We start from the raw sequence: 24708 nt of genomic DNA on the forward strand, positions 1-24708 counted from the left end.
CGCTGACGCGCAGAAAATAAGAATGAAGATAAATTTTGCCGAGCATAACAATGTCTCGGCTTTTTTTGCGGTAAATTATAGTCAATGGAACGGATAGATGAACTAGAGCATTTTAGCGCGAACTTCAGATACATATGCTCATGTATAAAAATCTATAGAACGGGCAAAACCTTTTATGAGACTAGTTTCCATGAAAGGGGAATATCGATGAATACTGTTTTAACTGTAAAAAAACGCGATAAAGGGCGTCAATCATCATTAACTCAGCTTAGACAAAATGGTGCTATTCCGGGCGTTGTATATGGCTATCAAATGGAATCAATAGCTGTATCACTAGATGCCAGACAATTTGCGAAAATGTTAGCTCAATTCGGTAATAAAAGTGTTTTTCAATTAGATGTAGACGGTAAACAGATCAATGCAGTGTTAACAGAGGTACAACGCTGTGCGTTAAAGGGCAATGTTAAGCATGTAGATTTTAAGTCCATTAATATGGCAGAGGAACTAGAGGTTGATATTCCTGTAACAGTTACTGGTAATCCTATTGGAGTTGCAGATGGTGGATTCCTATTACAGCCTAATCGTGAAGTTCGCATAAAAGTAAGTCCAACAGAAATTCCTGAAACAATAGAGATTGATGTGACTGATGTAGCCATCGGGACATCACTTTATGTAGGAGATATTCGTCATCAGTTTACCTTTGAAATTTTACAAGAAGATGACTATACATTAGTGACAATTACTCCGCCTGCCGCTGAAAATGTGCAGGAAGATACAGTAGATGGAACCCCTGAAGTAATTGAGGCTACTGGGAAAAATCCATCTGATTCAGAAAAATAGAAACAAATGAGGAGCCATTTTACACTCGGTAAGTGGCTCCTTGCTTATTCTATAGCTTTTGTATGGATTGGCGATAACGGAAATACGTGACTAAATACATGCTGCCAGTTGCTAAAAATAGCCATGGTGGGATAATACGCATGATGGCAAATGGTGTTTCAAATAAAAAAGAAAATAGAAAAGCAAAACCCTTTGCATCCCATAAACCTGGTGTAAAATAAGCATCTTTTATATTGAAAAAGTAATAATAATGGTCATTGGAATAAAAAATCATTAACAATATAAAAGATAGCACTGCCCAATTGCTGGAATGTTTCATTAATCGTTTATATTTAGAAATTGTCGAATCATTATCAGAAAATAATTCATCGTTGCCATCTTTTCTTTTTAACCAATAATAGGTACCATCGTATGGCTTTTCCTTTAATACGTGCCATCCAAAATCCTCATATAACTGTTTATAGTTAGTTCGTTTTTCACGCCGAAGATCTTGCTGATAATCAATGCGGATGACTTGTTCAAGATCAGCTGTCTTTTTAAATGTATAAAATCCGCCAGAACTCACATTTGTACAAACCCACCCATTGGACAACATATGATTTAACCATTGCTCTTCCTTTTCGATATCAAAAAAGATTTTAAACTTTTTCATGTCCATCAGCCTCCTCATATAAAGATAAAATTCGCTGTAATCTTTGTTGTTCGACAGCTAGTATTTCTAGTCCCTCAGCTGTTGTTTGATAAACCTTACGCCTCGTATCATGGGTTTCTACAGGCGAAATCCAATGATATTTCAACAAATTTTCAATTGCGCCATACATAGTACCAGCAGCAATCCTTACACTACCAGCGCTCATTTCTTCGATTTTTTGCATCATTGCATAACCATGTAATGGTTCACGTAAGGCGAGTAGAATATAATGCATGGTTTCAGATAAAGGGAGTAATTTATGTTTTTTCACAAGTTCACCTCATATACAGTTCAACTATATAGTTCGATTATATATAGTTGAACTGTATATTGCAACCGAATAAAAAAAGACAATGCACTTGTGCATCGTCTTGTAAGCCTATACTACAGCGCTTTTCACGCCAGTCCATCTCATAAATAATTTTTCATTATACGTTAAAGCAAACTGTACAATCGGTCCGAGTCCGAAAGCCATTAGCACAGTACCAATGCCGATAGGACCACCTAGTAAAAAGCCAATTAAAGCGACAGTTACTTCCATCGTTGTTCGAGAGCGTGTGACACTCCAGCCAAGCTTATGAACCATTAAGAGCATTAATGAATCACGAGGACCAATCCCTAAATTTGCCACCATATACATACCGCAACCCCAGCCAAGTAATAGTAAGCCACATACATATGAAAGAAGTTGCATCCAAAGACCATCTATATCAGGAAGCAAATAGTTAAAAATATCAATAAAAATTCCTGCTAAAAACATATCTATAAACGTACCTGGGAGTGGAAACTTCTTTGTCATTACTATATCAAAAGCTATTATGGCTAGCCCGATTAGAATGGACCAAGTACCAATAGTTAATCCCAATGTTTTAGCTAGCCCAATATGTAACACATCCCATGAACCAACACCGAAAATCTGACCTTTAATTGTCAATGTTATACCTAAGGATAAAAGCAAAATACCCGTTAAGAAGAACAGACACCGTGTGAAAAATGCTTGCTTCATCATTATAACCCTCATTCTAAAAATTCATGTTGTTCAACAAATTATTATAACAATAGATTTTAAAATGGGTCGAATATTGTCAATTCACATTTTTCAAAAAATAGGATTAGGTAAGCTAAATAAGGACAGAATAGTAGGGATAAGAAAGGATGAGATGATATGACCTCTGTGCGAGATGAAATACTAGAAGTTTTAAATCGTGAAAAAATAGGAACGATGGCAACAGTTGAGAATGGCAAACCGTACTCACGCTATATGACATTCCAACATGAAGATTTTGTATTATACACAGTAACGAATAAACATTCTGAAAAAATGGAAGAGCTTCGCAAAAACCCGTATACACATATATTATATGGATACGAAAATGGAGGCTTTGGTGACACATACGTTGAAATTGAAGGAAAGCTAACAGAAATTCTAGAGGAAGGAATAAAAAATAAGTTAGCCGAACTTTTTACAAGCATTTTCGTAGGTAATCAAGATGAAATGATTACACTAAAAATCGAGCCGATTCGTATGCGCTTGATGAATAAAAAAGGCGATCCACCTAAAGAACTCGAATTTACAAACGACCATTAAGATTTATATAAGGGTATAGGGATAGAGGATAATTAGTCTATTATAGAGGCTGTTATCCTCTTTTCATTTGCATAATAGTCTAAAAATATAAGGGTTGATTAATAAGAATAAAATGTATATTATGAATATTACAGAAGAACATTCGTTTGTATGAGGGAGGACGTAGCCTCGGTCCGAGGTAGGACTCCGCAGAAACGAAGTTTCGAGGACCTTATAGAAACAAACATACCAATAAACACTATGGGTTAAGAACCTTCTCTAACCTAACAATAGGAGATGATTGATGAATGGACATAGAAGTTTTAAAAGTACCGATGGATGACAATAGAATTATCTATGTCTTGTTAGATGCTGACAGAAAACCAATTGAAGTGGTAGCAAAGTATATGAAGTATCTCTATAACAGTGGAAAAACACCTAATACTTTAAAGGGATATTGTCAGGCTTTAAAAGCCTATTTTACTTATTTAGGGCAATTAGGGATTGATTATAACCAGGTCTCTTTTGAAGTTCTATCGAACTTTGTGGGTTGGCTTTCAAACCCTTATGAGAGTGTAAAAGTGACTCCTCAGAAGAAAACCTCAGCAAAGCGAGCTGAGTCAACTGTGAACAATTATATTACTGTTGTAACGAACTTCTATGATTATTTATATCGAAGCGATTTAATAGATTCGAACATTGGAGATAAATTAATGAAAAAAGTATTCTCTGGTGCTGGTGGTAAAGGATATAAAAGCTTTTTAGAGCACGTTAACGAAAATCAACCCTACTCCAAAAATATTCTTAAACAAAAAGAACCCAAAAAGAAAGTAGAGATTTTCACAAAAGAACAAGTTGAAATCGTCTACAATGCTACTACGAATATTAGAGATAGATTCTTAATACGTCTACTATTCGAAACAGGTATGCGTATTGGGGAGGCTCTTTCCTTATTTATAGAAGATTTGAAATTCGATAGTAAACATAGAAAACATCAGATTCATTTGACAGAGAGAGGCGTATTACCTAACGGCGGTTATTTAAAAACAGGTGAAAGAAAAATTGATGTATCGCAGGAACTAATGGATTTATATGATGATTATTTGTATGAAGTGATTGATGATTTGGATTTGGATCATAACTTTGTTTTTGTGAAACTGTCTGGCGGCAATCTAGGTTCACCTATGGAATACCATAATGTTCGTGATGTATGCGAAGAACTTAAGAGAAAAACGGGGTTTCATATAACTCCACATATGTTTAGACATACCCACGGAACGCTTTATTACCTTGCGACTAAAAACATTAAAATGGTACAAGAGCGTTTAGGGCATTCTCAAATCCAAACAACCATAAAATACTACCTCCATCCTTCCGAGGATGATATTCGTAAGGATTGGGAAAAGGCAGCACCAACATTCAATCTAGGTTCGATAAAGGTTAGAGGAAACGGAAAGGAAGACCCTGTTTTATCGGGTGTTTCTGATGAGGCATATCCATTTTAAATCAATAGATAAGGAGTAAGGATATTGAATAAATACACAGAAAGAAATAGTTTACCGCAGAATGAATATTGGGACTTAATCACTTCTACCCTTTCCTCTTACGAGGCAAGAGAAGTGTTAGGCGATGGAAAACTCAAGACATATAAGGCCGAGAATGATTACTTTCTGGTCAATGATATTTGGAAAGTTGATACCGTTGGTCAAATCCCTAATTTTGCAGAACTATATAAAGAATATAAAAACGCAGGAAGAAAGATAACATTCTCTTCTGAAAATCCGTCGGTATCCTTGGAACTTAAATTTGTATTTTATCTTAAGCTTTTTAATGATGAATGGAGTCTTTCTTCTGCATTTAATAGTAGTAAAACTAACCTAAATCGATTGAATGAATACCTAAACGAAAGACATACTAGACTCCCATCCCTTTTGGAGTTGGACATCGATAAAGAGGAAAAGCAATGGATATGGTGGTTAACCAATAAGGGAGTGGCAACAACTCGAATTTTAAAAAACTCTGTATATGGTGATTTTGAAAATAAATCTGCTTTGGCATCATTTTTGCGTTCAATTTATAATTACTTATCAGAACAAACAGATACCCGTGAAGAATGGGAAAAAGATAGATGGGATGTTAGGGTTCTAAACGAAAAATATGGCATTGAATATAATCGTTCAATGTCTCATTACTATGTAGACATTAAAAAGATACAAAACGAAGAATTCAGAAAACACTTCAAAAAGTATATAAAAAATAGATTGCTAGGTGCTCGAAATTTTTCTTGGAGTGCAACTCGTGAATGTCTTCGTTTTAATCAACTTTTTTTGAATTTTATTAATGAAATAGAACCAGATTGGAATGGTTTAAAGGATCTCGCAAGAGAGCATTTCGAGAAATATTTAGAGTATCTTAATCACTATGCCAAAATCAATCTAAAACGAAGGGACGCAAATCCTACGTTCTACAAAATCAGAAACATTGGTTATGTAAAGACATTCCTTGAAGATTGCCAACGATATGAGTCTAGCATTGCACCAAAAAAACCTGTAACAAAGCTTATTTATCCTGGAGATATCCCTAATATGCCTGTGAAAGCAACAGACGACATTGACCACGTCCCAGATTTTGTATTAGAGCAATTGTTTGAGCATATCAATTGTCTTCATCCAGATGTTCAACCAGTCGTTTGGGTTATGTATAAAACAGGATTGCGTATCAGTGATGTATTGGGGCTGACGCACGAATGTCTATGGCGTTTAAATGGCAAAAGCTCTGTTAAAACAGATATAGAGAAGACCTATGTGATAAATCATAAAATACCCATTGATGAAGAATTGGCAAGTCTTCTCGCCGTATTGATCGATAAATCAAAAAAACTCAGCAACGATGACAACAATCCAGATAATTTTATTTTTGTCCGATACACTAGTTCCCGTAAGGGACAGCCATACAATCAGGGCTGGATTCAGGCTAAAATGAACGAACTGGCACATAAAAAGAAAATTGTTGATGAGGCGGGGAATATTTTTCATTTTAAAAACCACGCATTTAGGCATACCTTTGGTGTAAAGATGATAAATGGTGGAGCTGATATTTTAACAGTGCAAGAACTTATGGCTCACGCATCTCCTGAAATGACAATGCGTTACGCTAAGTTAGTGGATGATACAAAACGTAAAGAGTTTGAGAAGGTCGTGAAAAGTGGCGTATTTAGCTTTGACTTGGACGGTAAAGTTCATCAAGTGACAGAGAACGAGGAAATTCCAGAAGACATTATCGATGCGTTATGGCGAGATGAAAAGTTAAATGCGTCGGATAATCCTTATGGGACTTGTCGTGCCAGAGTGAATGGAAACTGCCCGTTAGCAGCTGAACCACCTTGTCTTACAGCAAACAATGGGAAGCCCTGTTTTGACCTAGCTGTGGGTATGACCAGTTTCGATGTAAAGAAATATGAGCTTCATATAGAATCAACAGCCAAAATGATTGAAGCAGCAAAAGAATATGGTCGAGAAGATATGATCGAAGCGAATGAAAAGAACTTAGAGAGATACCAAGAAATATATAATACCATTAAAAGTGGAAGCGTCATTTTCGGTAACTTAGAACGTATGCAGAGAAAACTAGAGCGTATGAGAAAGAAAGGTGTTAAGAATGGCTAGTATCGACCGAGAAGAGCAACTAAGGCACTTACACGAGGAGCGTAAACGTAAGACAAAAGAAAAGGTTGAAAACGCCATTAAACGACTTACAAAGGATTCTAAGGCTATTAATTTCAACAGTGTAGCAAAAGAAGCTGGCGTAACGAAAGCGACCTTATATAATCATTCTGACATCAGAGAACGTATCGAATTTTTACGAGAACAACAAGAAAAAGCATTTAGTAATTCAAGAGTTAAGCGAGACGAAGCAAATCAAGACGCAATGATTGCTTCTCTTAGAAGAAGAATCAAAAAATTGGAAGGAATAATTGAAGAGTTGGAAGATGAAAATAAAAAATTACGCAAAGATGAAAGCAAAGATTTAGCAGATTACATAAGAAATTTATAACAAAAAGGCTGTTTTCGAAAAGATTGTTGCTATTCAACTAACGGAGCAGATTATTTCAACAATGATGTTTAACTTGTGTCGGGCCAGATTGTGGAATAGCAACTTTTTATGAACGATTACCAAACGACGCTTTGGGAAGATTTTTTACCTTAACTAATGCAGTAAGATTGAATGAAGATATTTCCTTTTAGAATGACATATCCTTTTAAAAAGGAGTTGTTACATTGAGTAAGGGAAAACTAATTGTTGGCTTATTTAGTATATCATTATTAGTTTTAGTACCATTTATTTATAATCAAGTTTTTGGTGCGGAAAATAAAATGAACTCAGAAATTCAGCAAGAAGTGTCTTATGAATCCGAAGCATTAAATTACAACGATTTAGTACGTCTTATATCCAATAGTTTACTTGAAACCGGATATGGTCTAAGTGTAGATCATAGAGATTTACCAGATAATCGATATTTAATACAAGTAAAATTACCGAGATATAATGTTACCCAAAAGGTCACAGAGGAATTAATGCAACAAATTGAAAATGTAATAAAAGAAAATAATTTTGATAGAGAACACCTTTTAATTAAGGTGACAAGTTATATTGATAAAGCAGAACAATCTTCTTCACAGGAACAAGAAGAATTAGATACATTTTACAAGGACCTTAATGAAGATGGCGGATTTTTTGAACAGGTTGGAAAAGAGTTAGACAAAGCTAGATACTCTTATGAAGCTGGATACAGTATAGTTGGTATGGTTTATTCTACAAATGATGTAAGTCTACAAATCATTGCAGAAAATGAAAAAGTAACAGAGAAAACACAAGTTGAAATAAATCGCATTTTTAAAGATAAAATTACAAAGTTTAAATTAAATGGTGTGGCATTTACTGTTAATGCAATCCATATTAGTGAACTTAATGAGTGAGTTTGAGGATATGTTCCTATCCTAAGGGTGAAATATCCCCCAATAACCTGTTAGATTTTATCGATTACCGGGGGATTTTAATATTTTAAAAAGAGTTTGCAATTTCTTGTAATTCCGACAAGGGATTAGTTAATAAATCTTCCTGAATACTTAGTAGATAAATCCATTTATTTTTTTCAAATTTCAAAGTTATTACTTTTACTTCTGTTTCACCTGTTGAATATGAATAATAAGCTTGTGTTCCATCTTTTAGAGAAATTTGAATATCATTTGTATTTATTAATTTATTAATTTTAATTTTTGATGGAAAAACATTTATAATATAATTAATATGTTCCTTATTATTTAAATATTCTATTTCCAGATTATCATTTTCCTCATTAAATCTTCCAAAGGAATGAGTAAAATCCAATGGGGCTATTTTCGAGGGTAAATCCAGCTTTGTTTTATAATATGTTTCAGTTTCCTGTACCGCATCAGAAATAGATGTGTAACCTAATTTATAATAGTCACTTTCTAAATTTTGTTGTGACGCCTTAACTAATTGCCATCCACTTATGCAGAGTAAGAATCCAACCAATAAAGTTATTAATTTTTTGTTAGTCAACGTCGTCATCTCCCTTAAATATTTTTTATAACGATTTTTTTAAAAATCAACCAATATTTTTATATTAGTATTACTAAAAAAATAGAAATATACAGGTGCTTTATAACCCTGTCATAAAATTAGAACGGGGTTATGCTTGTTTAAACTTTTAAAAATAAATAACTTAGTTGTCATTTTCCAAGAATTAAATAAAAAAATTAAAAGAAAAAGAAATTTTAATAAATAATTTAATTATTACCAAACAACCTTCTAGCGTGTTATGTATGATATTAAAAAATGTTATTAAAAGATGTTCTAAAACCTTAAAGATGTTATAGATGGGGTAGCGTCAGGATTTTTCGAATTTACAACGGTAAGAATACAAACCTACAAAGAAAATCATCATTCAAGGCTTTTAATGGGGGTTTTTGAAGATTATGGGGTAGTTATAAATATCAGTACTAACGACCAAAAATCCATTATCATTACATCAATAAAAATTTCTAATTTTATGAAATTAAAATATTAGATGCCTACGGTCAAATAATAAATTAGTCAACTCGGCATCTATTTTTAATAAACTTCCATGAAAGAACGTAATCATCTTTCATTTTCTGTGGTGTAGCGCTGGTTTTTACGCTACATGGATGGCTAACGGGTGTTTAGTTGAATAAAATAGATAAACCAGAAGCAACAATCTTTGAGAAAACAGCCCAAAAAAAGACCGAACATATTTTATATATAAAATATGTTCGGTCTTTTTATTTACATAAGATTAAAGGTTACTACCCTAAGATAAAGCGGAGTGGTCGTTTTTTGATTATTTATCGAAAATGAAGAAATATTCTTTGTTACATAATAAATCTTAACTTGAATTTAGGCGAGTGTTCATGCATGATAATTCAAAAAAGAAAAAAGGAGTGCAAAGAATGACCAACAAATTACAACAGCTTGCACAAAATATTTTAACATCGCAAGGGAAAAATGAGGCGGATTTTATTTTACGTAACGTGCAAATTGCAGATGTTTTTACATTGACGTGGAAAAAAGCAGATATTGTCGTTAACAATGGGCAAATTGTGGCGCTAGATACAATGAATAGATTTAAAGCTAAAAGCGAAGAGGATGGCGCAGGCAAATATGTTGTACCTGGTTTGATTGATGGACATATACATATAGAGTCATCGATGTTAACACCTTCAGAATTTAGCCGTATACTGATTCCGCATGGCATTACAACAGTTATTACAGATCCTCATGAAATAGCAAATGTTGCAGGTGCGGAGGGCATTCAGTTTATGCTAGAAGATGCCAAAAAAGCAGATATGGATATCTTTGTTATGTTGCCATCTAGTGTTCCAGGCACTCATTTTGAAAATGCGGGGGCAACGCTGACAGCTGCTGATTTAGAGCCGTTTTTAAAGCACGAAGATGTTCGAGGTTTAGCGGAGGTCATGGATTTTCCTGCGGTATTAAATGGTGAAGCCAGCATGCTTGAAAAGATTATTCTTTCACAACAGGCTAATTTAGTTATTGATGGACATTGTGCGGGCTTAAATAGTCATCAAATTACTGGCTATCGTGCTGCTGGTATCCATACAGATCATGAATGTGTAACAGCACTGGAGGCTTCTGATCGTGTAGAGCAAGGGATGTATGTACTAATTCGCGAAGGCTCAGCAGCAAAAAACTTACGTGATTTATTGCCTGCTGTCAATGCAACAAATGCACGCCGTTTTGGCTTTTGTACCGATGATAAATACGTTGACGAGTTAATAGATGAAGGTAGCATTAATTTCGATGTGGCAATGGCCGTTGAGGAAGGGATGGAGCCATTGCAGGCTATTCAGCTTGCAACTGTTAATACAGCTGAATGCTACCGTTTATATGATCGAGGCGTTTTAGCACCAGGCTATAAGGCGGATTTTGTATTAATCGAGAACATCGACAATATGCGTGCAAAGGCAGTTTGGAAAAATGGTGTTAAGGTTGCTGAAAACGGTGCGATGTTAACGAATCGGACTGAACCTATTGTACCTGCACATATTCATCGCTCTGTACATTTACCGCATGTAACGAAGGACATGCTTAGCATTCCATTCCATAAAGGGACGAAGGCGAATGTTTTGGAAATTATACCAAATCAGCTTATTACGAACCATTTAGTAATAGATGTACCTGTGAAAGATGGCGTATTTGTACCTTCAGTTGAACAGGATTTACTAAAGCTAGCAGTGATTGAACGGCATCACAATTTGCATACCACAGGTCTTGGTATTGTGAAGGGCTTTGGTTTACGAAAAGGGGCAGTGGCCACTACTGTAGCCCATGATTCGCATAATGCATTAGTGGTAGGTACGAATGATGAAGATATGTTACTTGCTCTGTCACGCATTCAAGAAATTCAAGGTGGTTTTGTCATAGTAGCAGATGGTGAGATATTAGCGGAAATGCCATTAACAATTGGGGGCTTAATGACGGATGCACCAGCAGATGAGGCGAAGAAGCAATTAGCAAGTCTGCATAACGCCCTACACGAGCTCAATCCAACACTAGATTTTCATTTTTTATTGACGTTTTCATTTGTCGCATTACCAGTTATCCCTTCTTTAAAGCTAACAGATACAGGGCTATTTGATGTGACAACATTCCAACATATTCCTGTAGAAGCGGAAGCTTAAATTAGAATATCTCAATGGATTTAAGTAGTATGCCATTTCGGCAAAACTAAGGGGGATTTCCGTTCCGTCTAAGCGCTTTGTAGCTGCCGCTTCGCTTTCGCTACAGAAAAACATTTGTAGCTGCCGCTTCGCTTTCGCTACAGGGTCTGATCTGTGACGCTGGTCTCCAAGGAGTCGCTCACTCTCACTCCAATAAAACCACATCGCTTACTTAGTATGTTCTTTTGACATGTTTGAAAATAATAAAACTTCACCAAATGGTCATATTGTGCGAAAGCGAGTAATTTGGAACAGAAATCACATCAATTTAATGCGCTGTAACATTCACCAAGATTTCCTCGACCATAAAAAAACGACCTAAAAGCATAGCTGCTTTCAGGTCGTTTATTAAATACGTGCTTTTAATTTCTTATTTAATATGGATGCTTGCATCAGTGCTTGTTCATCAACAATAATTTCACCAGGTTTGTTTGCTTCACCGATAATATACGAGGAGAACGGCATCTTTAAAAAGTCAAAAATATATTGGAATTGTTGAATCATTGGTAAACCCTTTATATATGGATCGTCACCACCAACAGCAAGAACAATGGCTTCTGTAGTTTGTAGTTTCTCTTTTAGCTGTGGAAACCGCTCATCTCGAATAGCATGACTCAGTCGATCTACCATGTTCTTCATGATTCCCGACATGCTGTACCAATATATAGGTGTTGCAAAAATAACAAGATCACTTGTTAAAAACGCATGGATAATTTGATCATAATCATCATCTACAAACTGAAAGCCATTGTGATCATGACGTAAATCGTTAATGGGCTCAATTGTTAAATTTTTTAAATCTATTTTTACATGATTTATGCCATTCAATACATAATTAGTTAGTTGTTCACTATTACTACCGGCTCTAGAGCTTCCAATAAAAGCTGTAATGTTCATAATAATCCTCCTCTATTCTTCAGGCTATAACAAGTGTAAACTTATATTTATTATCGATAAAGCTGAATGTTTCGATGGAATGTATCGAAAAAAACGATTTAGAGGTGGGGAAGATGGATTTTAAACAATTGCAAACGTTTTTAACAGCATCAGAAACGTTAAGTTTTACCCAGACTGCACAGCTACTAGGCTATGCTCAATCGAGTATTACAGCACAAATTAAATCGCTTGAAGAAGAGCTTGATGTAGTCCTTTTTGAGAGGCTTGGAAAACGTATTACCCTTACAGAGGGGGGCAAGCGATTACAACAGTATGCTCAAAAAATGCTAGATTTAAATGTAGATATGAAAAAAGCTGTATTAAATCAACAAGCACAAGCGGTATTAAAAATAGGTGCACAGGAAAGTCAATGTGTGTACCGTTTGCCAAGTATTTTACAACAATTTCAGAAAGCACATCCACAAGTCAAAATCATTTTTAAACCTGTGCATACAACAGAAATAGCCAAAGATTTATTACAGTCAGGCAATCTAGATATAGCATTTATTACGGATGCATATAAGGAAACACCTATGTTACATCGTGAGCGACTAATTCAAGAGCAATTAGTTTTTGTCTGTGCACCTACTAATAGCAACGTGGACAGAGAGGTATTTTCTGTACAGCAACTCTCAAATGAAACGATGCTTTTGACAGAAAGTGGTTGCTCCTACCGCAATCAATTGGAAGTACAGCTTCAGCAGAAAGGTGTGCTACCAATACAAATGATTGAATTTGCAAGTATTGAAGCTATTAAGCAATGTGTGATGGCGGGCTTAGGTATTACATTCTTGCCCAAAATGGTGGTGGAGAAGGAGTTAGAAAACAATCGCTTAAAAGAACTGACTACTTCCATGAATTTAGCTGATATTTTTACGGATATCGCTTGGCATAAGAATAAACACATATTTCCATATCTCGTTGATTTTATAGAGATTGCTATGAAGATGTATAAGAAATTTTAAGTAAAAGGTCTAGGTCACTTAGAGAGGACACCGTTAAACAAAGAGGAAACCACAATTAGGTTTATCTAAATTTGTGGTTTTGTCACGATACGCGGCAGTTAAAGATAGTTTTTATGTTACTTGTAAAAGTAGAACTTGTTTCTTCTTTAGAATTAAAAGATTTATTAAAATCGGTATCAGCCAGAAGGTACTATTTGAATTAACTGTTCAAGATAAAGTACACGCTAAGTTGTATTTAAAGGTAAACCTGCTGTTGAAAAAATGTTATTGATCGCATAGATAAAAAATAAAAGGTTTCTGAGAAAACAGAGTAGTACGTTAAATAAAACGCATTGTTGTGTAGACGTTATTGTTGGGGGAAACGTAGTATTTGGTTAGTCTAAAATAAGTATAAAAGTGCGAATGAATATTTTTATCCATTCGCACTTTTTAGTTCTTTTCACAAAGAAAGTGAATTATTGTGAATTATAAAAGTACCTTCTTCGGGTCAATGAAAAACTTATTGTTTCTTTAAAGTACCAGAAAAATTAGTTCCTTCATCATGCTCCGTGCGACAATCTACCTCGGTAATTTTAAGCACATTATTAAGGCGCTCAAATTCTACTACACAACGATTGCCGTTTGAGGATTTGTTCATTACAGCCTTAGTGCTAGAAGTAATCGTTGCTGTCCCATCGACACTCCCTGCAGCTGTTCCATCATTGGCAGTAATAAATATATTAAAGCTTTTGCTTGTTGCGTTTGAAATATAGGCATCACGACGATTAAAATCAGTTGTACCTGTACCCCATTTATAATAATACGAATAGTTACCATCCCAAGCACTATTAGAAGGTGTTGTCAGCTGCATTGTTTTATCTAGCTGACTTTGTCCATTTTTTGCTCTTGTATTTAAAGAAGCATTACTCGTATTTTCATGTATTGCCTGTGCGTCCTCTGAAATTTCATAAAAATTTCTTTCATCCATACGGTGTAGCATTGTTACGACTTGAGCTCGTGTCATATTGTTAGTTACACCAAAAAACTTCTGTAAATTGCGGTTTTCATACTGAAAGTTTTGTCCAGTGGAAATGTAATAATCGAGTAAAAATTGGATGGATTGATCCAATCCACTTTTACCATTAGCTAAATGTGTAATTGCCTGTGCCACAACACCGCGCTTCACACTAGCTGCGCGAATACTATTATCAAAATATCCGTTTAATGGAACACCGTAGCTCGCAAGACGATTGTAATATTCGTCAGCTCCGTTTCTAGCAGGGGTTTGTTTTTTCAACTCATCATACGGTGATTCAAGCTCATAAAAATTAGCAAGTAATTTTGCGAATTGCTGCTCTGTGATTGTGGCATTGGGCTTAAATGTACCGTCTGGATAGCCATTAACGATATCGTATTTCTCTGCCCACATGATGGCTTCATAGGCATAGTGATCTTCTGGCACATCTTTAAAGCCAGCAGCTTGTGCAGTGTAGCCAGTTGCCACAACAAGTAGGGGAAGCAATAAAGTGCACACTAATTTTTTCATTTGTCTAAGTCATCCTTTCTTTCTAGTCATGTTAATAGTTTGAAGGATATGGATATAAACTGCAAATTTTTTTAGTTTATAGACTGAAGAAAACTATTCTTTTATGAAAGAAGGAATAAAAAGAGATGGTAAATCGTTTAAATAAATATCTTCAAAAATGGATGCCTATTTTAACACCGCTTAGCTTAGTAATTGGTGTGTTGTTTGGGAACTTAGGGCATCAGCTATTATTTTTAGTGCCGTGGCTGTTCGCTTTTATGACATTTGCAGGTAGTTTAAGCATGAATTTTGAAGGAATAAAAAATCTTAAAAAATACCCAACAGCTATATTAATTGTTATTGCATTTTTACACCTACTCATGCCGATTTGGGCTTATTTTGTATCAAACATCATCTTTCGCGATCATCTACTGACAATTGGTTTTGTTTTAGCAGTCGCTATACCAACTGGGGTAACTAGCTTTATTTGGGTGAGTATTTGTAGGGGGCATCTTGCATTATGTCTTGCAATTATTTTAATCGATACACTCATTTCGCCCTTTGTCATCCCAGCATTACTTCATATTGTAGTAGGGCAATCAATCGAAATTGATACTGTTGGTCTCATTCTAGATTTACTTTGGATGATTGTTGTGCCTTCACTTATAGGTGTAGCGTTAAATGAGTTTACTAAAGGAGAAATTGAGCTTACTTTAGGAAAGAAATTAGCCCCTTTTTCAAAGCTTAGCCTATTTAGTATTGTCATGATTAACAGTAGTGCTATTGCCCCGTATATTAAAAATATTAACTTGGAGCTTGTTAGTGTTATTTTGGTCGTATTTCTACTAGCTGTATCAGGATATGCTTTTTGTTTAGTATTAGGGCATATGCTTTGGCAGGATAAAAGCATCGTTACGATGTTCGTTTTTACAGGAGGGATGCGTAATATTGCTGTAGGGGTTGTAATAGCGACTACATACTTTCCCGCAGAAACGGTTATGCCTGTGGTGTTTGGTATGCTATTTCAGCAAGTTCTAGCCTCATTTTTTAGCCGAGTAATGGAAAAGTATCAGCTGAAATATGCGGAAGGTTTACTATAGGTTAAATGTAAAAATATCCGCGAATGTTCGAGAGGAAGCGAGTGTGTAAGATGTAAGAGCTGCTACCATCGACAGTTATTAGAATGCTACATCAATTTTGTGACAATTTATGATGTAAAGCTGTTACAAAAAGAAGAAAAATTTTGCTGCAAGATCATGAAGTGAAAATAAAAAACATGAGGTTTCCATTATGCTACCTTCAGAATATGATGAAGATAAGCAGTATCCCATGTTATTTAAATGTAGGATGGGGGAGATATTTCATATCAGAACTATAAATTTGAGAGTTAACAACAGCCCTATTTATACAAGAAATTTTAGTGTTTTATGCTTGTCAGAAGTATTTTGAGTACTAATAATGTCACTTAAGAAAGAAGAGTGCATGAATGAAAGAGTTAGATGATGTTAAGCTAACGATTCTTCCGTTAATTATTTTGCTAATTCTTATACTTTTATGGAAACTGACAGAATCTGTTGGTGCAGGAATGATAGTCATTATTTTCTGGATAGGCTGGCGGCGCCTTGTAAAAAAATTAATATAATTGAAAACGAGATTTTCCTAATGTTGTGTAGTGTTAGTTTTAAGGCTCCTCATAAAATACTATCAGACTGTAGCTTTGTAAATAAATTTTGATTGAATTAACGATATCAACCTTGATATAAGAGCATGTTTTGAAAAAAGATTGATCAAAACATGCTCTTATTTATTTGACAGATAAAATTCTATAAAAAAGTTTAATTATTTTTGACCTTTGTTGCTCTGAAGCCTCTGTTGGTTAATGGAAAATTAAAAAATTTGTGTGAACATACAACTTAATTGTACCCTAAAAAATTTAAGTATGTTAAAACTGCACGCAACTTAGTCGTTCATTTAATGTATCTCTTCTTTAAGTTTGAAGTACACTTACATAATTTACTCAGAAAAGTAATTAATATTATTTTAGAGAGTAATTTTTGTTGCAATATAACGCTGTTTAATTTACTATATAGAGTAAAGGAGGGGGATTATGGGAAAATGGATGACTTAAGATTAAATGTAAGCTTATTACGCAGGAAAGTACCGAACCTAACAAGTGCAGCCCGACAAGTTGGCTTGCGATCGGCAACCGTTTCTAACTTATGCACGGGAAAAATACCTGTTGGTAGAGCCGAGGTTCGGACTTTAGTTGCACTTGCATCATTAGCCGATTGCAGTTTGGATAATCTGATTCTCAGAGGGGAGAAAATTGAAATGATAGAAACCAAAATAAAAACGTTAGATTTATTTGCTCCTTTAGCAAAAGGAGGTACTGTCGGTTTGGTTGCACGCCCTGGAATGGGGCAGCTTGTGGTTTTAGCAGAATTACTCTATCGTCTTAAAAATGAAGCATATAAAACAATCCTTTTAATGCCTAAAGGTGAACACCAAGGGTTAAATGATCTTGTTGAAAATGTAGAAATCATTACAAACACCATTGAAGACACGTATGAGTGTATTGCGAATATTGGTGGAGACAAAGATATTATGTTCGTTGCAGACAGAACCCATGTTATAACAGGAGGTATCCAACAACTGCAGGAGAAACTTCAAGGGATTGGAATTCATTCTGTTACAACTTTCCTCGTTGATTTGACAGGCGAAGTTGTTGATGAAGATTTACCTTATGGACCACTTGAAACTTTTTGGCAATTTGATGCTGATCTTGCTGTAAGACACTGCTATCCAGCCGTTAATCCTCTTAGTTCAACATCAACTGTTCTCGAAGGAGCACATTTAGATCAGGAACATTTCACAATTCAACAAAAAGCCTTAAAACTTCTTCGCCGTTATCGGGAGCTTCGTTCATTAGTAAATGTTAGTGGGACTGAACGGATTCCGACTTCAGAGTTACAAACATACCAAAGAGGAGAGAAACTTGAAGCATATCTAACTCAGCCTTTTTATACTGCTGAGCCCTTTACAAATAAACCGGGCCAATCTGTCAGCCTTAAAGATACTTTGAATGATGTACAAGAAATTATGAACGGTGCTTTAGATTCTAGAGATGCATCAGAATTAGTGTTTATTGGAAGTCTACAATCCTAGAAAAGGGAAAGAGGCTTTTCTATTGTTATTAAAGTTTCTTCTTCAACTAATCTAACCTGTATGTTTAAGTCATTTCTTTACAATCTTCAAGTTTATTTTAATATTCAATATTAAATCACCTCTTTGAAAAATTAAAGAGGTGATTTTTATCTAAATTTTTTGCAAATTTTTAAGCTACACGGACATCGGTTTGATAATGGAATCAAATGATGTTCTTTATCGCTTTCCTCCTGCAGCGAAGCGAAGCGGTGCTATCGTAGCGGCAGCAACAAATGTTTTTTTCTGTAGCGAAAGCAAAGCGTCAGCTACAAATGTTTTTTTCTGTAGCGAAAGCAAAGCGTCAGCTACAAATGTTTTTTTCCGTAGCGAAAGCAAAGCGTCAGCTACAAATGTTTTTTTTCTGTAGCGAAAGCAAAGCGTCAGCTACAATGTTTTTTCTGTGCGAAAGCGAAGCGGCAGCAACAAAGCGCCCAGCCGGAACGGATATCAACCACACGTTTTGGTGATGCCCCTAAAGACATTCATATAATAAAATTATTGTAAAATGACTATGTACTAATATTTGTAATTTTGTTACGATTTATTAATTAATGATACAACAAGGAGATATAGCATGTGGCGTATTCGGAATGTATGGATAATTTTATTAGGTGAATTTGTTGTAGGTCTTGGCTTGTGGGCTGGGATTATAGGGAATCTTGCTTTTATGCAAGAGGTCGTACCCTCTGACTTTCACAAATCATTAATTATTTCTAGCGGTATATTGGCGGGTTTAGTAGCAGGTCCGTTGGCAGGGCGTATTATTGACAGGTCAATGAAAAAAACAGTTGTACAGTGGGCTAGTGTAGGACGAATTATAAGTGTTTTGTTTATGTTTATGGCACTTTATACAAATTCGGTTATTTGGATGATTCTTTTTTTAATTACATTGCAAATAGCAGCCGCCTTTTATATGCCTGCTTTACAATCTATTATTCCAATGATTGTAAAGGATAAGGATTTAATTACATTAAATGCTTGGCAAATGAATGCACGAACGATTTCAAGGATTATTGGTACTGCTGCAGCGGGATTCATGTTAAGTTTCTTTGAGCTGAAATGGTTGTACATCATTTCATTTATTGTCTATATATTGATGTTTGTTATTACGAACTTCCTACAATTAGATGAAACGGCAAATCAATCGTTAACATCTAAGGACAAGGGAGACTTTAAAGATGTGTTACCGATGGTGAAGGAGCACCCGGTTGTTTTAATGACACTTGTCTTAATGTTAATTCCTACATTATTTTTAGGCTCCTTTAATTTAGTTATTATGAAAATTTCTGAGATTCATCATTCAACGACAATATCAGGATTATTATATACAGTGGAGGGCATAGGCTTCATGCTAGGAGCAGCAGCTTTGAAATTAATTACGGAACGGGTGAACATTGGAACGCTACTCTTTACATTAGCATTGATTATCGGTTCGATGGAGCTAATGCTACTATTATCGGATATTAAATTTTTCGCGTTAGCAACTTTTGGAATTTTTGGTTTTTCTGTAGGCTGCTTTTTCCCGACGACAATGGTCATTTTTCAAAAGCAAGTGCCAAAAGATTTTCATGGGCGATTTTTCTCATTCCGTAATATGATTGATTCTGTCATCTTTCAGGTCGTCTTATTGTCAACAGGCATGATGTTAGATTTAGTTGGTTTAAGAGGATTGGGACTTGTTTTTGGTATTATTAGTCTAAGTTTAACTATCACTTTTTTACTCTATTCAAAGAAAAAGAGTGTTGTTATGCATGCTCATTAATTAAAATAAAAAAAGAACTGTCAAATCTGTAAAATGCTTTGGTAGTTCTTATTGCTTTTTATAGATATTCCGAACGGGAAAGCCCAATCTTTTAAGGGAGAGGGGAGTGTGGGGTCTAATAGGGAATGCCACTAAAACCAAAACCGTAGCTCGTTCTTTACTTGGAATAGGCTGGAACTTTGGCTTAATTTGTGGTACTGCTCAAATAGTCGATTCGATTGAGCCGTCCACTCGAGCAAAAACACAAGGGAAAATGGATGTTTTAGTTGCACTAGCAGGGGCTTCTGATGATGCTCTCTCAGGCATGGTAGTAGCTAATACAAGCTATGCAACATTATCTTTAAACCTTATTCCAGTTGTCATTTTAGTCAAGAAAAGCTTGAGATAAATGATTGATACTAAAATTTTTTATGGTTACTTAAATAGTTTCAAAGTTACCAATGTAATTTTTTAAAATCATGTAGAGAAAAATCAAGATATAAAGTGAATTTAAATAAAACTTTATTAAAAAACAACTTAATTTAAGGTTCCTTTGTTGCCATTCGGTACACCGAAATGTAAATCAAAAGAGCCTTTTTCTCTTAATAAAAAAATAGCTATGTCATTAGCTATTCATTTTATCATCTACGGCCTAACTGAATTAATCAGTTGGCTTAATTTTTTTCCATACATACCACGGTATTTTATAATCCATTTTCTTACCTTGTTTACTATTTTTTTCTGTTACTATCCAATTACCATCTTTCTTTTGTACTTTATAATTTACATTTGTCCCATCGGACTTTTTAAAGAGTATATAACCTGTGTTGTCTTTTATAAAGGTTACAGGATCAATAACATTTTTATTGGGTATCTTTCTCTCAGGAAGCAATATGCTGCTTACTATTTCTTCTGCAATATTAAACAGAGATTTAAATTCATTATTTATTTCAGCTTGGTGTTGCAATTGATTGTATGTGTAAGAAGGGTAAGACTCTAAATTCAGATTAAAAGACTGTTTTATATCTGAAAGTGTTGCTTTATAAAATTCATTTATATCCTGTTCTAATTTATCGCCCTCATGTTGAAAGCTAGTGGTTTTAATCCCAAATGGACTTATATTAAAATTCATTGTTTCCTTACCATAAGGAGGGTCATGTGCATGTTCAAATGTTGTTACTTGGACTTCTGCATTAAAATCAAAACTGCCCTCATGCTCTCTTGTAATACCCAGAATTTTAGCACTCTCAAATTGTTTGGGATAGCCATAATAATTAATAATTTCTTTATCTATGGAGGGGAATAGAGTTGTAATCAAAGTATCATAAATAATTTTATAATCAGGTTGTTCACTTTGTGGATAAAGTTTCATATATAAACGTCATTATTTTATTATCCTCCTTCTGTGTGTCCACATAAAACCTACTCCGTGAATCCTCGCTTATTTTATAAAGCTTGCTTCGTATTGCAACTATATTACTTTCCTATGCTTCCGAAAAATTGATGAATTCGTAAGTATATCCCAAGTAAAACAAATCTTTGCATACAATTAATAAAAGAGACTTGCTTTATTTCTATGTAACCTCACTATTTCATTCAATAAAATGTAAGTATATTGGAATTACCTTATCGTAAAATAATAGACTCCTTAATAAAATCTTAAAAATTGAATAAGGGGTTTAAAGTTTTAGAAAGAAGGTATATGATTTCTAAATTGATAGGGGTTTTTATAAGACAATGAAATCGACTATTTTTGTAAGAAATCGTATGCTTTTTTTGTCCCTTTTCATCTCTTTCTTATTTTATTAATAGAGGTAGTCCAATATTAGAAGCTTAAAGGGTAGCCATACAGGGGACCTCTCAAAAGTAAGCTTATTAGAAGTTGTGATAAGCATTTCTTCGTTTACTGTATGTACGATTTTCCATCTGAAAAGTTTTGCTGTTAAAATAGAAGCTTGATGAAAAATCGCTTTGATGGGGCTTTTGCTGTTTATTCATGTAACATAGAGGACAAACACTAGCATAAGATGCCAAATAAACTAATCCCACTAATATTAACAATGTAGGTACACGTTTTGTTTTCATTGCGTTAGCTCCTTAATTGATTATCGTAAGGCTTATTGTGAAATAATGACTATTTCAAATTAATGTTAAAAGAGGTGATAGTATGCAAGATGTATCAATTTTAGTGTTAGAGGATGAACGTGCAATTGCGGATATGATTGAAATTATTTTAAGAAAAGAAGGATTTTTAGACATTACACTTTGCTGTACTGTTCAAGAAGCAAAAAATAAGTTTAAAACGAAGGTTTTTGATTTTTATCTATTAGATATTATGCTTCCTGATGGAAGTGGGCTGGATATAGCGAATATAATTCGTGAGTATAGTGAAGCGCCAATTTTCTTTTTAACGGCAAAAGGTAGTGATGCGGATAAGCTTCGCGGTTTTATGAACGGTGCAGACGATTATATTACGAAGCCATTTAATCCACTTGAGCTCGTTGCGAGGGTGAAGGTACAGCTTACAAGATATATGAAGAAAAAGATTGTGTCAAAAAGCCATGTATTCACATGTAATGGGTTTACATTTGATATGGATGCCGCGGAGATAATGGTAGATGGTACAAAGGAAATTATTAGTGGGCGATTATTTCACTTACTGAAGTATTTATGTGAAAACGTAGGGCAAGTATTATCAAAAGAGCAAATTTATGAGCGTATATGGGGTGGTTATTTGTTCGATGATAATACAGTGATGGTACATATTCGAAAACTTCGCGAAAAAATTGAAAAGAATCCAGGTAAACCAACTTACATTATAACTGTGAGGGGTATTGGTTATAAACTTGTTGGAGATGCTCTTTCATGAAGCCAGTTAGAAGATTAACACTTCGTTTTGTGTCTTATTTCAGCATTTTTTATTTACTAATCATTGTAGGTTTTATTATTAGTTTTTTGCTTTTTTCATTTTTTATCTATATGAACTCCGGTGAAAATATTCATACAATGACTTACGATGAAATAAAAGATGAAATCATTGTAAAAAAAGGAGAATCCGTTGAAATTAGCGACGATTTAGTGAAGCGGGCGGAGGAGAATTTAGGGGAACTTTATTTGTTCAATCAATCGATGGACATTATTGATTACACAGGAGATACATGTGAACTATGTGGAATGTCAGATACCGAAATAATGGCTCTTCAACGACCGGGAATGCATACGTGGGAGATTCCTAAATATTATTTGTTATTTCTCCCTATATCACCTGTTCAACCACTTTTTGAGGAGGCACTACAAAATTGGAGGACTACAGGGGAAATTTCAAACGATGTACTCCAGCATTTACAAGACAATAAGGCATCTGTTGAAGTCTATAATGAGCAATGGGATAGGATAGATATCATTGGAGAGCGTTATAAAAAGCTGCATAAGCCTCAATTGCTAGAAGAGAAATACGATATTTTTGAGCATAAAGAGTTTACAAAAAATGCTGCATTGGAGGATGGCTCGACCCTAGTTGTTCGGATGCCGAATCCATCATACAAGCCATTTGAAGAACCTTTAAATAAAGCATTAATAGTATTTGTTTCTTCCTTCTTTGGTCTTCATTTAATATTGCTAATTGGGGTCATCTTTTTATCAATTAGCATTTCGGGTCAGTTTGTTCGTCCCCTTGTTTATGTACTATTTCGTATTGAGCGACTTGCACAGTTTGATTACAGTGAGGTAAGAGATAAGAAGGTACATCATCGAAAGACAGGAAAATTAAAAAGGAAATTTAAATTATTCCAGCCAGTTGATGAATCTCTCAATCACTTATCGGAACGTCTTGACTCTAATGAACGGCAAATTAAGCATGCAGAGCAATTACGTGAGGAATGGATAACAGGCCTATCCCATGATTTAAAGACACCGTTAAGCTCTATTTATGGTTATTCAACAATGCTAGCTTCTGAGGATTATGAGTGGTCGAAGGAAGAAATGCGTGTCTTTGCAACTACGATGCAGGAGAAGGCAACGTACATGGATGCCCTTATAAAAGACTTAACCTATACGTACCAATTAAAAAATAGAGCGATCAAGCTTGAAAAAGTATTAATACCACTTAATGTGTGGTTACCTCAATTTGCAGATGAGCAAGTGTCTGTAAACGTTTATGGGGATGTGATGTTGGAAGCGGACGAGCTTTTATTAAAGCGCATTTTAGATAATCTCATAACGAATGCTAAAAAATATACGCCTGACGGTACAAAGGTAAACGTAGAAGCGCAAAATATAGGACAGGAGATTATGCTAACAATCGCCGACCAAGGTCCAGGAATTCCTCAAGAGGAGCTCGATAACCTCTTTGAGCGATATTATCGAGGGACAAATACTACAGACGATACAACGGGTACAGGACTAGGGTTGGCTATTACTAAACAGTTAATTGATTTGCATGATGGAGCCATTAGTGTCCAATCGGGAGCAGGAGGTACAGTTTTTGTGTTGAAATTTAAACATTAAAATATTTGGCAGTACAAGTGGAGAATCATTCACTCTGTATTGCTTTTTTTGTGAAATTGAACAGTGTTAAAGTCTAAATGTAATTTTTGGTGAGATTAGGAAAAGTTGTTTTAACAAAAAACATCAAATTATCCAACGAAACTCTCATAAAAAGAACTTGTTCCTTTTGATAACCATGAGATTATATCTATGTCATTACATCGTTATTTTATTAATGGAACAGTTTGATAAAAAAATATCCAGTGTTTTACCGTGGAAACGATTTTAGTCTGTTTAATTAATTCAAATAGTTCTTACATTTCTTTTATTTTTTCACCAATTTGATAACGCTTAAACCGTTGATATATCAACGTTTATAGAGAGATTTTGATTTTTGGGCTTATAAGAATTGACTTTTATCCCTGTTGTAACTATAATGGTTACAACAGGTTGTAACAACAACTGTTACAGGTAAAAAGCAGTGTCAAATTCA

The 24708-nt window shown here is 34.8% G+C and carries 21 protein-coding genes and 1 pseudogene; 15 read left to right on the forward strand and 7 right to left on the reverse strand.

What is annotated here, in order from left to right; all coding sequences use genetic code 11:
* The first annotated feature begins 207 nt into the window (after positions 1-207).
* Positions 208-840: a 50S ribosomal protein L25/general stress protein Ctc gene (locus ACIQ7N_RS12300; RefSeq protein WP_402932373.1), complete on the forward strand. Its 633-nt coding sequence runs from the start codon at positions 208-210 to the stop codon at positions 838-840.
* 49 nt (positions 841-889) lie between these two features.
* Here ACIQ7N_RS12300 and ACIQ7N_RS12305 read toward each other — a convergent pair whose 3' ends face one another.
* The 3 genes from ACIQ7N_RS12305 to ACIQ7N_RS12315 all read right to left on the reverse strand — a co-directional run bounded on the left by ACIQ7N_RS12305 (position 890) and on the right by ACIQ7N_RS12315 (position 2537).
* Positions 890-1492: a DUF2812 domain-containing protein gene (locus tag ACIQ7N_RS12305; protein WP_402932376.1), complete on the reverse strand. Its 603-nt coding sequence runs from the start codon at positions 1490-1492 to the stop codon at positions 890-892.
* Positions 1479-1766 (reverse strand): PadR family transcriptional regulator, encoded by a 288-nt coding sequence (locus tag ACIQ7N_RS12310; protein WP_402932438.1) that lies wholly within the window; start codon positions 1764-1766, stop codon positions 1479-1481. The genes ACIQ7N_RS12305 and ACIQ7N_RS12310 overlap by 14 nt, the downstream gene beginning before the upstream one ends.
* 144 nt (positions 1767-1910) lie before the next feature.
* Entirely contained in the window at positions 1911-2537 is a 627-nt protein-coding gene (locus ACIQ7N_RS12315) for a YczE/YyaS/YitT family protein (RefSeq protein ID WP_402932441.1), read from the reverse strand.
* Between the two features lie 159 nt (positions 2538-2696).
* Here ACIQ7N_RS12315 and ACIQ7N_RS12320 point away from each other — a divergent pair, with 159 nt between their 5' ends.
* The 5 genes from ACIQ7N_RS12320 to ACIQ7N_RS12340 all read left to right on the forward strand — a co-directional run bounded on the left by ACIQ7N_RS12320 (position 2697) and on the right by ACIQ7N_RS12340 (position 8074).
* Entirely contained in the window at positions 2697-3119 is a 423-nt protein-coding gene (locus tag ACIQ7N_RS12320) for a pyridoxamine 5'-phosphate oxidase family protein (protein ID WP_132359637.1), read from the forward strand.
* Between the two features lie 287 nt (positions 3120-3406).
* Positions 3407-4603 (forward strand): tyrosine-type recombinase/integrase, encoded by a 1197-nt coding sequence (locus tag ACIQ7N_RS12325; RefSeq protein ID WP_402932379.1) that lies wholly within the window; start codon positions 3407-3409, stop codon positions 4601-4603.
* A gap of 24 nt (positions 4604-4627) precedes the next feature.
* Positions 4628-6763: a tyrosine-type recombinase/integrase gene (locus ACIQ7N_RS12330; RefSeq protein ID WP_402932382.1), complete on the forward strand. Its 2136-nt coding sequence runs from the start codon at positions 4628-4630 to the stop codon at positions 6761-6763.
* Complete coding sequence (locus ACIQ7N_RS12335; protein ID WP_402932385.1) at positions 6756-7151, forward strand: DUF6262 family protein; 396 nt, start codon at positions 6756-6758, stop codon at positions 7149-7151. The genes ACIQ7N_RS12330 and ACIQ7N_RS12335 overlap by 8 nt, the downstream gene beginning before the upstream one ends.
* A 224-nt stretch (positions 7152-7375) precedes the next feature.
* On the forward strand, positions 7376-8074 hold the full coding sequence (locus ACIQ7N_RS12340) for a hypothetical protein (RefSeq protein WP_402932388.1): 699 nt from the start codon (positions 7376-7378) through the stop codon (positions 8072-8074).
* 85 nt (positions 8075-8159) lie between these two features.
* Here the strand turns inward: ACIQ7N_RS12340 and ACIQ7N_RS12345 are convergent, their stop codons facing one another.
* Positions 8160-8681 carry a hypothetical protein gene (locus ACIQ7N_RS12345; protein WP_402932391.1) on the reverse strand — a complete coding sequence of 174 codons (522 nt, stop codon included), beginning with the start codon at positions 8679-8681 and terminating at the stop codon, positions 8160-8162.
* Between the two features lie 908 nt (positions 8682-9589).
* On the opposite strand from ACIQ7N_RS12345, the gene ade reads away from it, so the two are divergent.
* Positions 9590-11341, forward strand: a complete 1752-nt coding sequence (ade, locus tag ACIQ7N_RS12350) for an adenine deaminase (RefSeq protein ID WP_402932394.1) — start codon at positions 9590-9592, stop codon at positions 11339-11341.
* Positions 11342-11728: 387 nt separating this feature from the next.
* Here the strand turns inward: ade and ACIQ7N_RS12355 are convergent, their stop codons facing one another.
* Positions 11729-12277 (reverse strand): flavodoxin family protein, encoded by a 549-nt coding sequence (locus ACIQ7N_RS12355; RefSeq protein ID WP_402932397.1) that lies wholly within the window; start codon positions 12275-12277, stop codon positions 11729-11731.
* A gap of 113 nt (positions 12278-12390) precedes the next feature.
* Between ACIQ7N_RS12355 and ACIQ7N_RS12360 the strand changes: the two genes are divergently transcribed.
* Positions 12391-13281 carry a LysR family transcriptional regulator gene (locus ACIQ7N_RS12360; RefSeq protein WP_402932400.1) on the forward strand — a complete coding sequence of 297 codons (891 nt, stop codon included), beginning with the start codon at positions 12391-12393 and terminating at the stop codon, positions 13279-13281.
* 499 nt (positions 13282-13780) lie between these two features.
* On the opposite strand, the gene ACIQ7N_RS12365 is transcribed toward ACIQ7N_RS12360, so the two are convergent.
* Positions 13781-14806 carry an S-layer homology domain-containing protein gene (locus ACIQ7N_RS12365; RefSeq protein WP_402932403.1) on the reverse strand — a complete coding sequence of 342 codons (1026 nt, stop codon included), beginning with the start codon at positions 14804-14806 and terminating at the stop codon, positions 13781-13783.
* A gap of 125 nt (positions 14807-14931) precedes the next feature.
* Between ACIQ7N_RS12365 and ACIQ7N_RS12370 the strand changes: the two genes are divergently transcribed.
* From ACIQ7N_RS12370 to ACIQ7N_RS12390, 5 genes and pseudogenes are all read left to right on the forward strand, one after another.
* Positions 14932-15885, forward strand: coding sequence for a bile acid:sodium symporter family protein (locus tag ACIQ7N_RS12370; RefSeq protein ID WP_402932406.1), 954 nt, complete (start codon positions 14932-14934; stop codon positions 15883-15885).
* A gap of 386 nt (positions 15886-16271) precedes the next feature.
* The gene (locus ACIQ7N_RS12375; protein ID WP_402932409.1) at positions 16272-16427 is read left to right on the forward strand and encodes a hypothetical protein; all 156 of its coding nucleotides are present in this window, start codon (positions 16272-16274) and stop codon (positions 16425-16427) included.
* Positions 16428-16900: 473 nt separating this feature from the next.
* Positions 16901-17950 carry an ATP synthase beta subunit C-terminal domain-containing protein gene (locus tag ACIQ7N_RS12380; protein WP_402932412.1) on the forward strand — a complete coding sequence of 350 codons (1050 nt, stop codon included), beginning with the start codon at positions 16901-16903 and terminating at the stop codon, positions 17948-17950.
* Between the two features lie 613 nt (positions 17951-18563).
* Entirely contained in the window at positions 18564-19751 is a 1188-nt protein-coding gene (locus tag ACIQ7N_RS12385) for an MFS transporter (RefSeq protein ID WP_402932415.1), read from the forward strand.
* Positions 19752-19896: 145 nt separating this feature from the next.
* A pseudogene (locus ACIQ7N_RS12390) lies at positions 19897-20139 on the forward strand (MFS transporter); the annotation flags it as partial.
* Positions 20140-20391: 252 nt separating this feature from the next.
* Here ACIQ7N_RS12390 and ACIQ7N_RS12395 read toward each other — a convergent pair.
* A complete protein-coding gene (locus ACIQ7N_RS12395) occupies positions 20392-21102 on the reverse strand; it encodes a DUF3888 domain-containing protein (RefSeq protein WP_402932418.1) in 711 nt (236 codons plus the stop codon).
* A 795-nt stretch (positions 21103-21897) separates the two neighbouring features.
* Between ACIQ7N_RS12395 and ACIQ7N_RS12400 the strand changes: the two genes are divergently transcribed.
* A complete protein-coding gene (locus tag ACIQ7N_RS12400) occupies positions 21898-22599 on the forward strand; it encodes a response regulator transcription factor (protein ID WP_402932421.1) in 702 nt (233 codons plus the stop codon).
* Entirely contained in the window at positions 22596-24236 is a 1641-nt protein-coding gene (locus ACIQ7N_RS12405) for a sensor histidine kinase (RefSeq protein WP_402932424.1), read from the forward strand. Before ACIQ7N_RS12400 ends, ACIQ7N_RS12405 begins: the two co-directional genes overlap by 4 nt.
* The last annotated feature ends 472 nt before the right edge of the window (positions 24237-24708 follow it).

The organism is Lysinibacillus sp. NPDC095746 (assembly GCF_044763535.1).
Lineage (GTDB): Bacteria > Bacillota > Bacilli > Bacillales_A > Planococcaceae > Lysinibacillus.

What these genes read in the sequence shown, in the direction of transcription:
- ACIQ7N_RS12300 (WP_402932373.1), top strand. Translation starts at nt 208, where the DNA reads ATGAATACTGTTTTAACTGTAAAAAAACGCGATAAAGGGCGTCAATCA.
- ACIQ7N_RS12305 (WP_402932376.1), bottom strand. Translation starts at nt 1,492, where the DNA reads ATGAAAAAGTTTAAAATCTTTTTTGATATCGAAAAGGAAGAGCAATGG.
- ACIQ7N_RS12310 (WP_402932438.1), bottom strand. Translation starts at nt 1,766, where the DNA reads ATGCATTATATTCTACTCGCCTTACGTGAACCATTACATGGTTATGCA.
- ACIQ7N_RS12315 (WP_402932441.1), bottom strand. Translation starts at nt 2,537, where the DNA reads ATGAAGCAAGCATTTTTCACACGGTGTCTGTTCTTCTTAACGGGTATT.
- ACIQ7N_RS12320 (WP_132359637.1), top strand. Translation starts at nt 2,697, where the DNA reads ATGACCTCTGTGCGAGATGAAATACTAGAAGTTTTAAATCGTGAAAAA.
- ACIQ7N_RS12325 (WP_402932379.1), top strand. Translation starts at nt 3,407, where the DNA reads ATGGACATAGAAGTTTTAAAAGTACCGATGGATGACAATAGAATTATC.
- ACIQ7N_RS12335 (WP_402932385.1), top strand. Translation starts at nt 6,756, where the DNA reads ATGGCTAGTATCGACCGAGAAGAGCAACTAAGGCACTTACACGAGGAG.
- ade (WP_402932394.1), top strand. Translation starts at nt 9,590, where the DNA reads ATGACCAACAAATTACAACAGCTTGCACAAAATATTTTAACATCGCAA.
- ACIQ7N_RS12355 (WP_402932397.1), bottom strand. Translation starts at nt 12,277, where the DNA reads ATGAACATTACAGCTTTTATTGGAAGCTCTAGAGCCGGTAGTAATAGT.
- ACIQ7N_RS12360 (WP_402932400.1), top strand. Translation starts at nt 12,391, where the DNA reads ATGGATTTTAAACAATTGCAAACGTTTTTAACAGCATCAGAAACGTTA.
- ACIQ7N_RS12365 (WP_402932403.1), bottom strand. Translation starts at nt 14,806, where the DNA reads ATGAAAAAATTAGTGTGCACTTTATTGCTTCCCCTACTTGTTGTGGCA.
- ACIQ7N_RS12370 (WP_402932406.1), top strand. Translation starts at nt 14,932, where the DNA reads ATGGTAAATCGTTTAAATAAATATCTTCAAAAATGGATGCCTATTTTA.
- ACIQ7N_RS12375 (WP_402932409.1), top strand. Translation starts at nt 16,272, where the DNA reads ATGAAAGAGTTAGATGATGTTAAGCTAACGATTCTTCCGTTAATTATT.
- ACIQ7N_RS12380 (WP_402932412.1), top strand. Translation starts at nt 16,901, where the DNA reads ATGGATGACTTAAGATTAAATGTAAGCTTATTACGCAGGAAAGTACCG.
- ACIQ7N_RS12385 (WP_402932415.1), top strand. Translation starts at nt 18,564, where the DNA reads ATGTGGCGTATTCGGAATGTATGGATAATTTTATTAGGTGAATTTGTT.
- ACIQ7N_RS12395 (WP_402932418.1), bottom strand. Translation starts at nt 21,102, where the DNA reads ATGAAACTTTATCCACAAAGTGAACAACCTGATTATAAAATTATTTAT.
- ACIQ7N_RS12400 (WP_402932421.1), top strand. Translation starts at nt 21,898, where the DNA reads ATGCAAGATGTATCAATTTTAGTGTTAGAGGATGAACGTGCAATTGCG.
- ACIQ7N_RS12405 (WP_402932424.1), top strand. Translation starts at nt 22,596, where the DNA reads ATGAAGCCAGTTAGAAGATTAACACTTCGTTTTGTGTCTTATTTCAGC.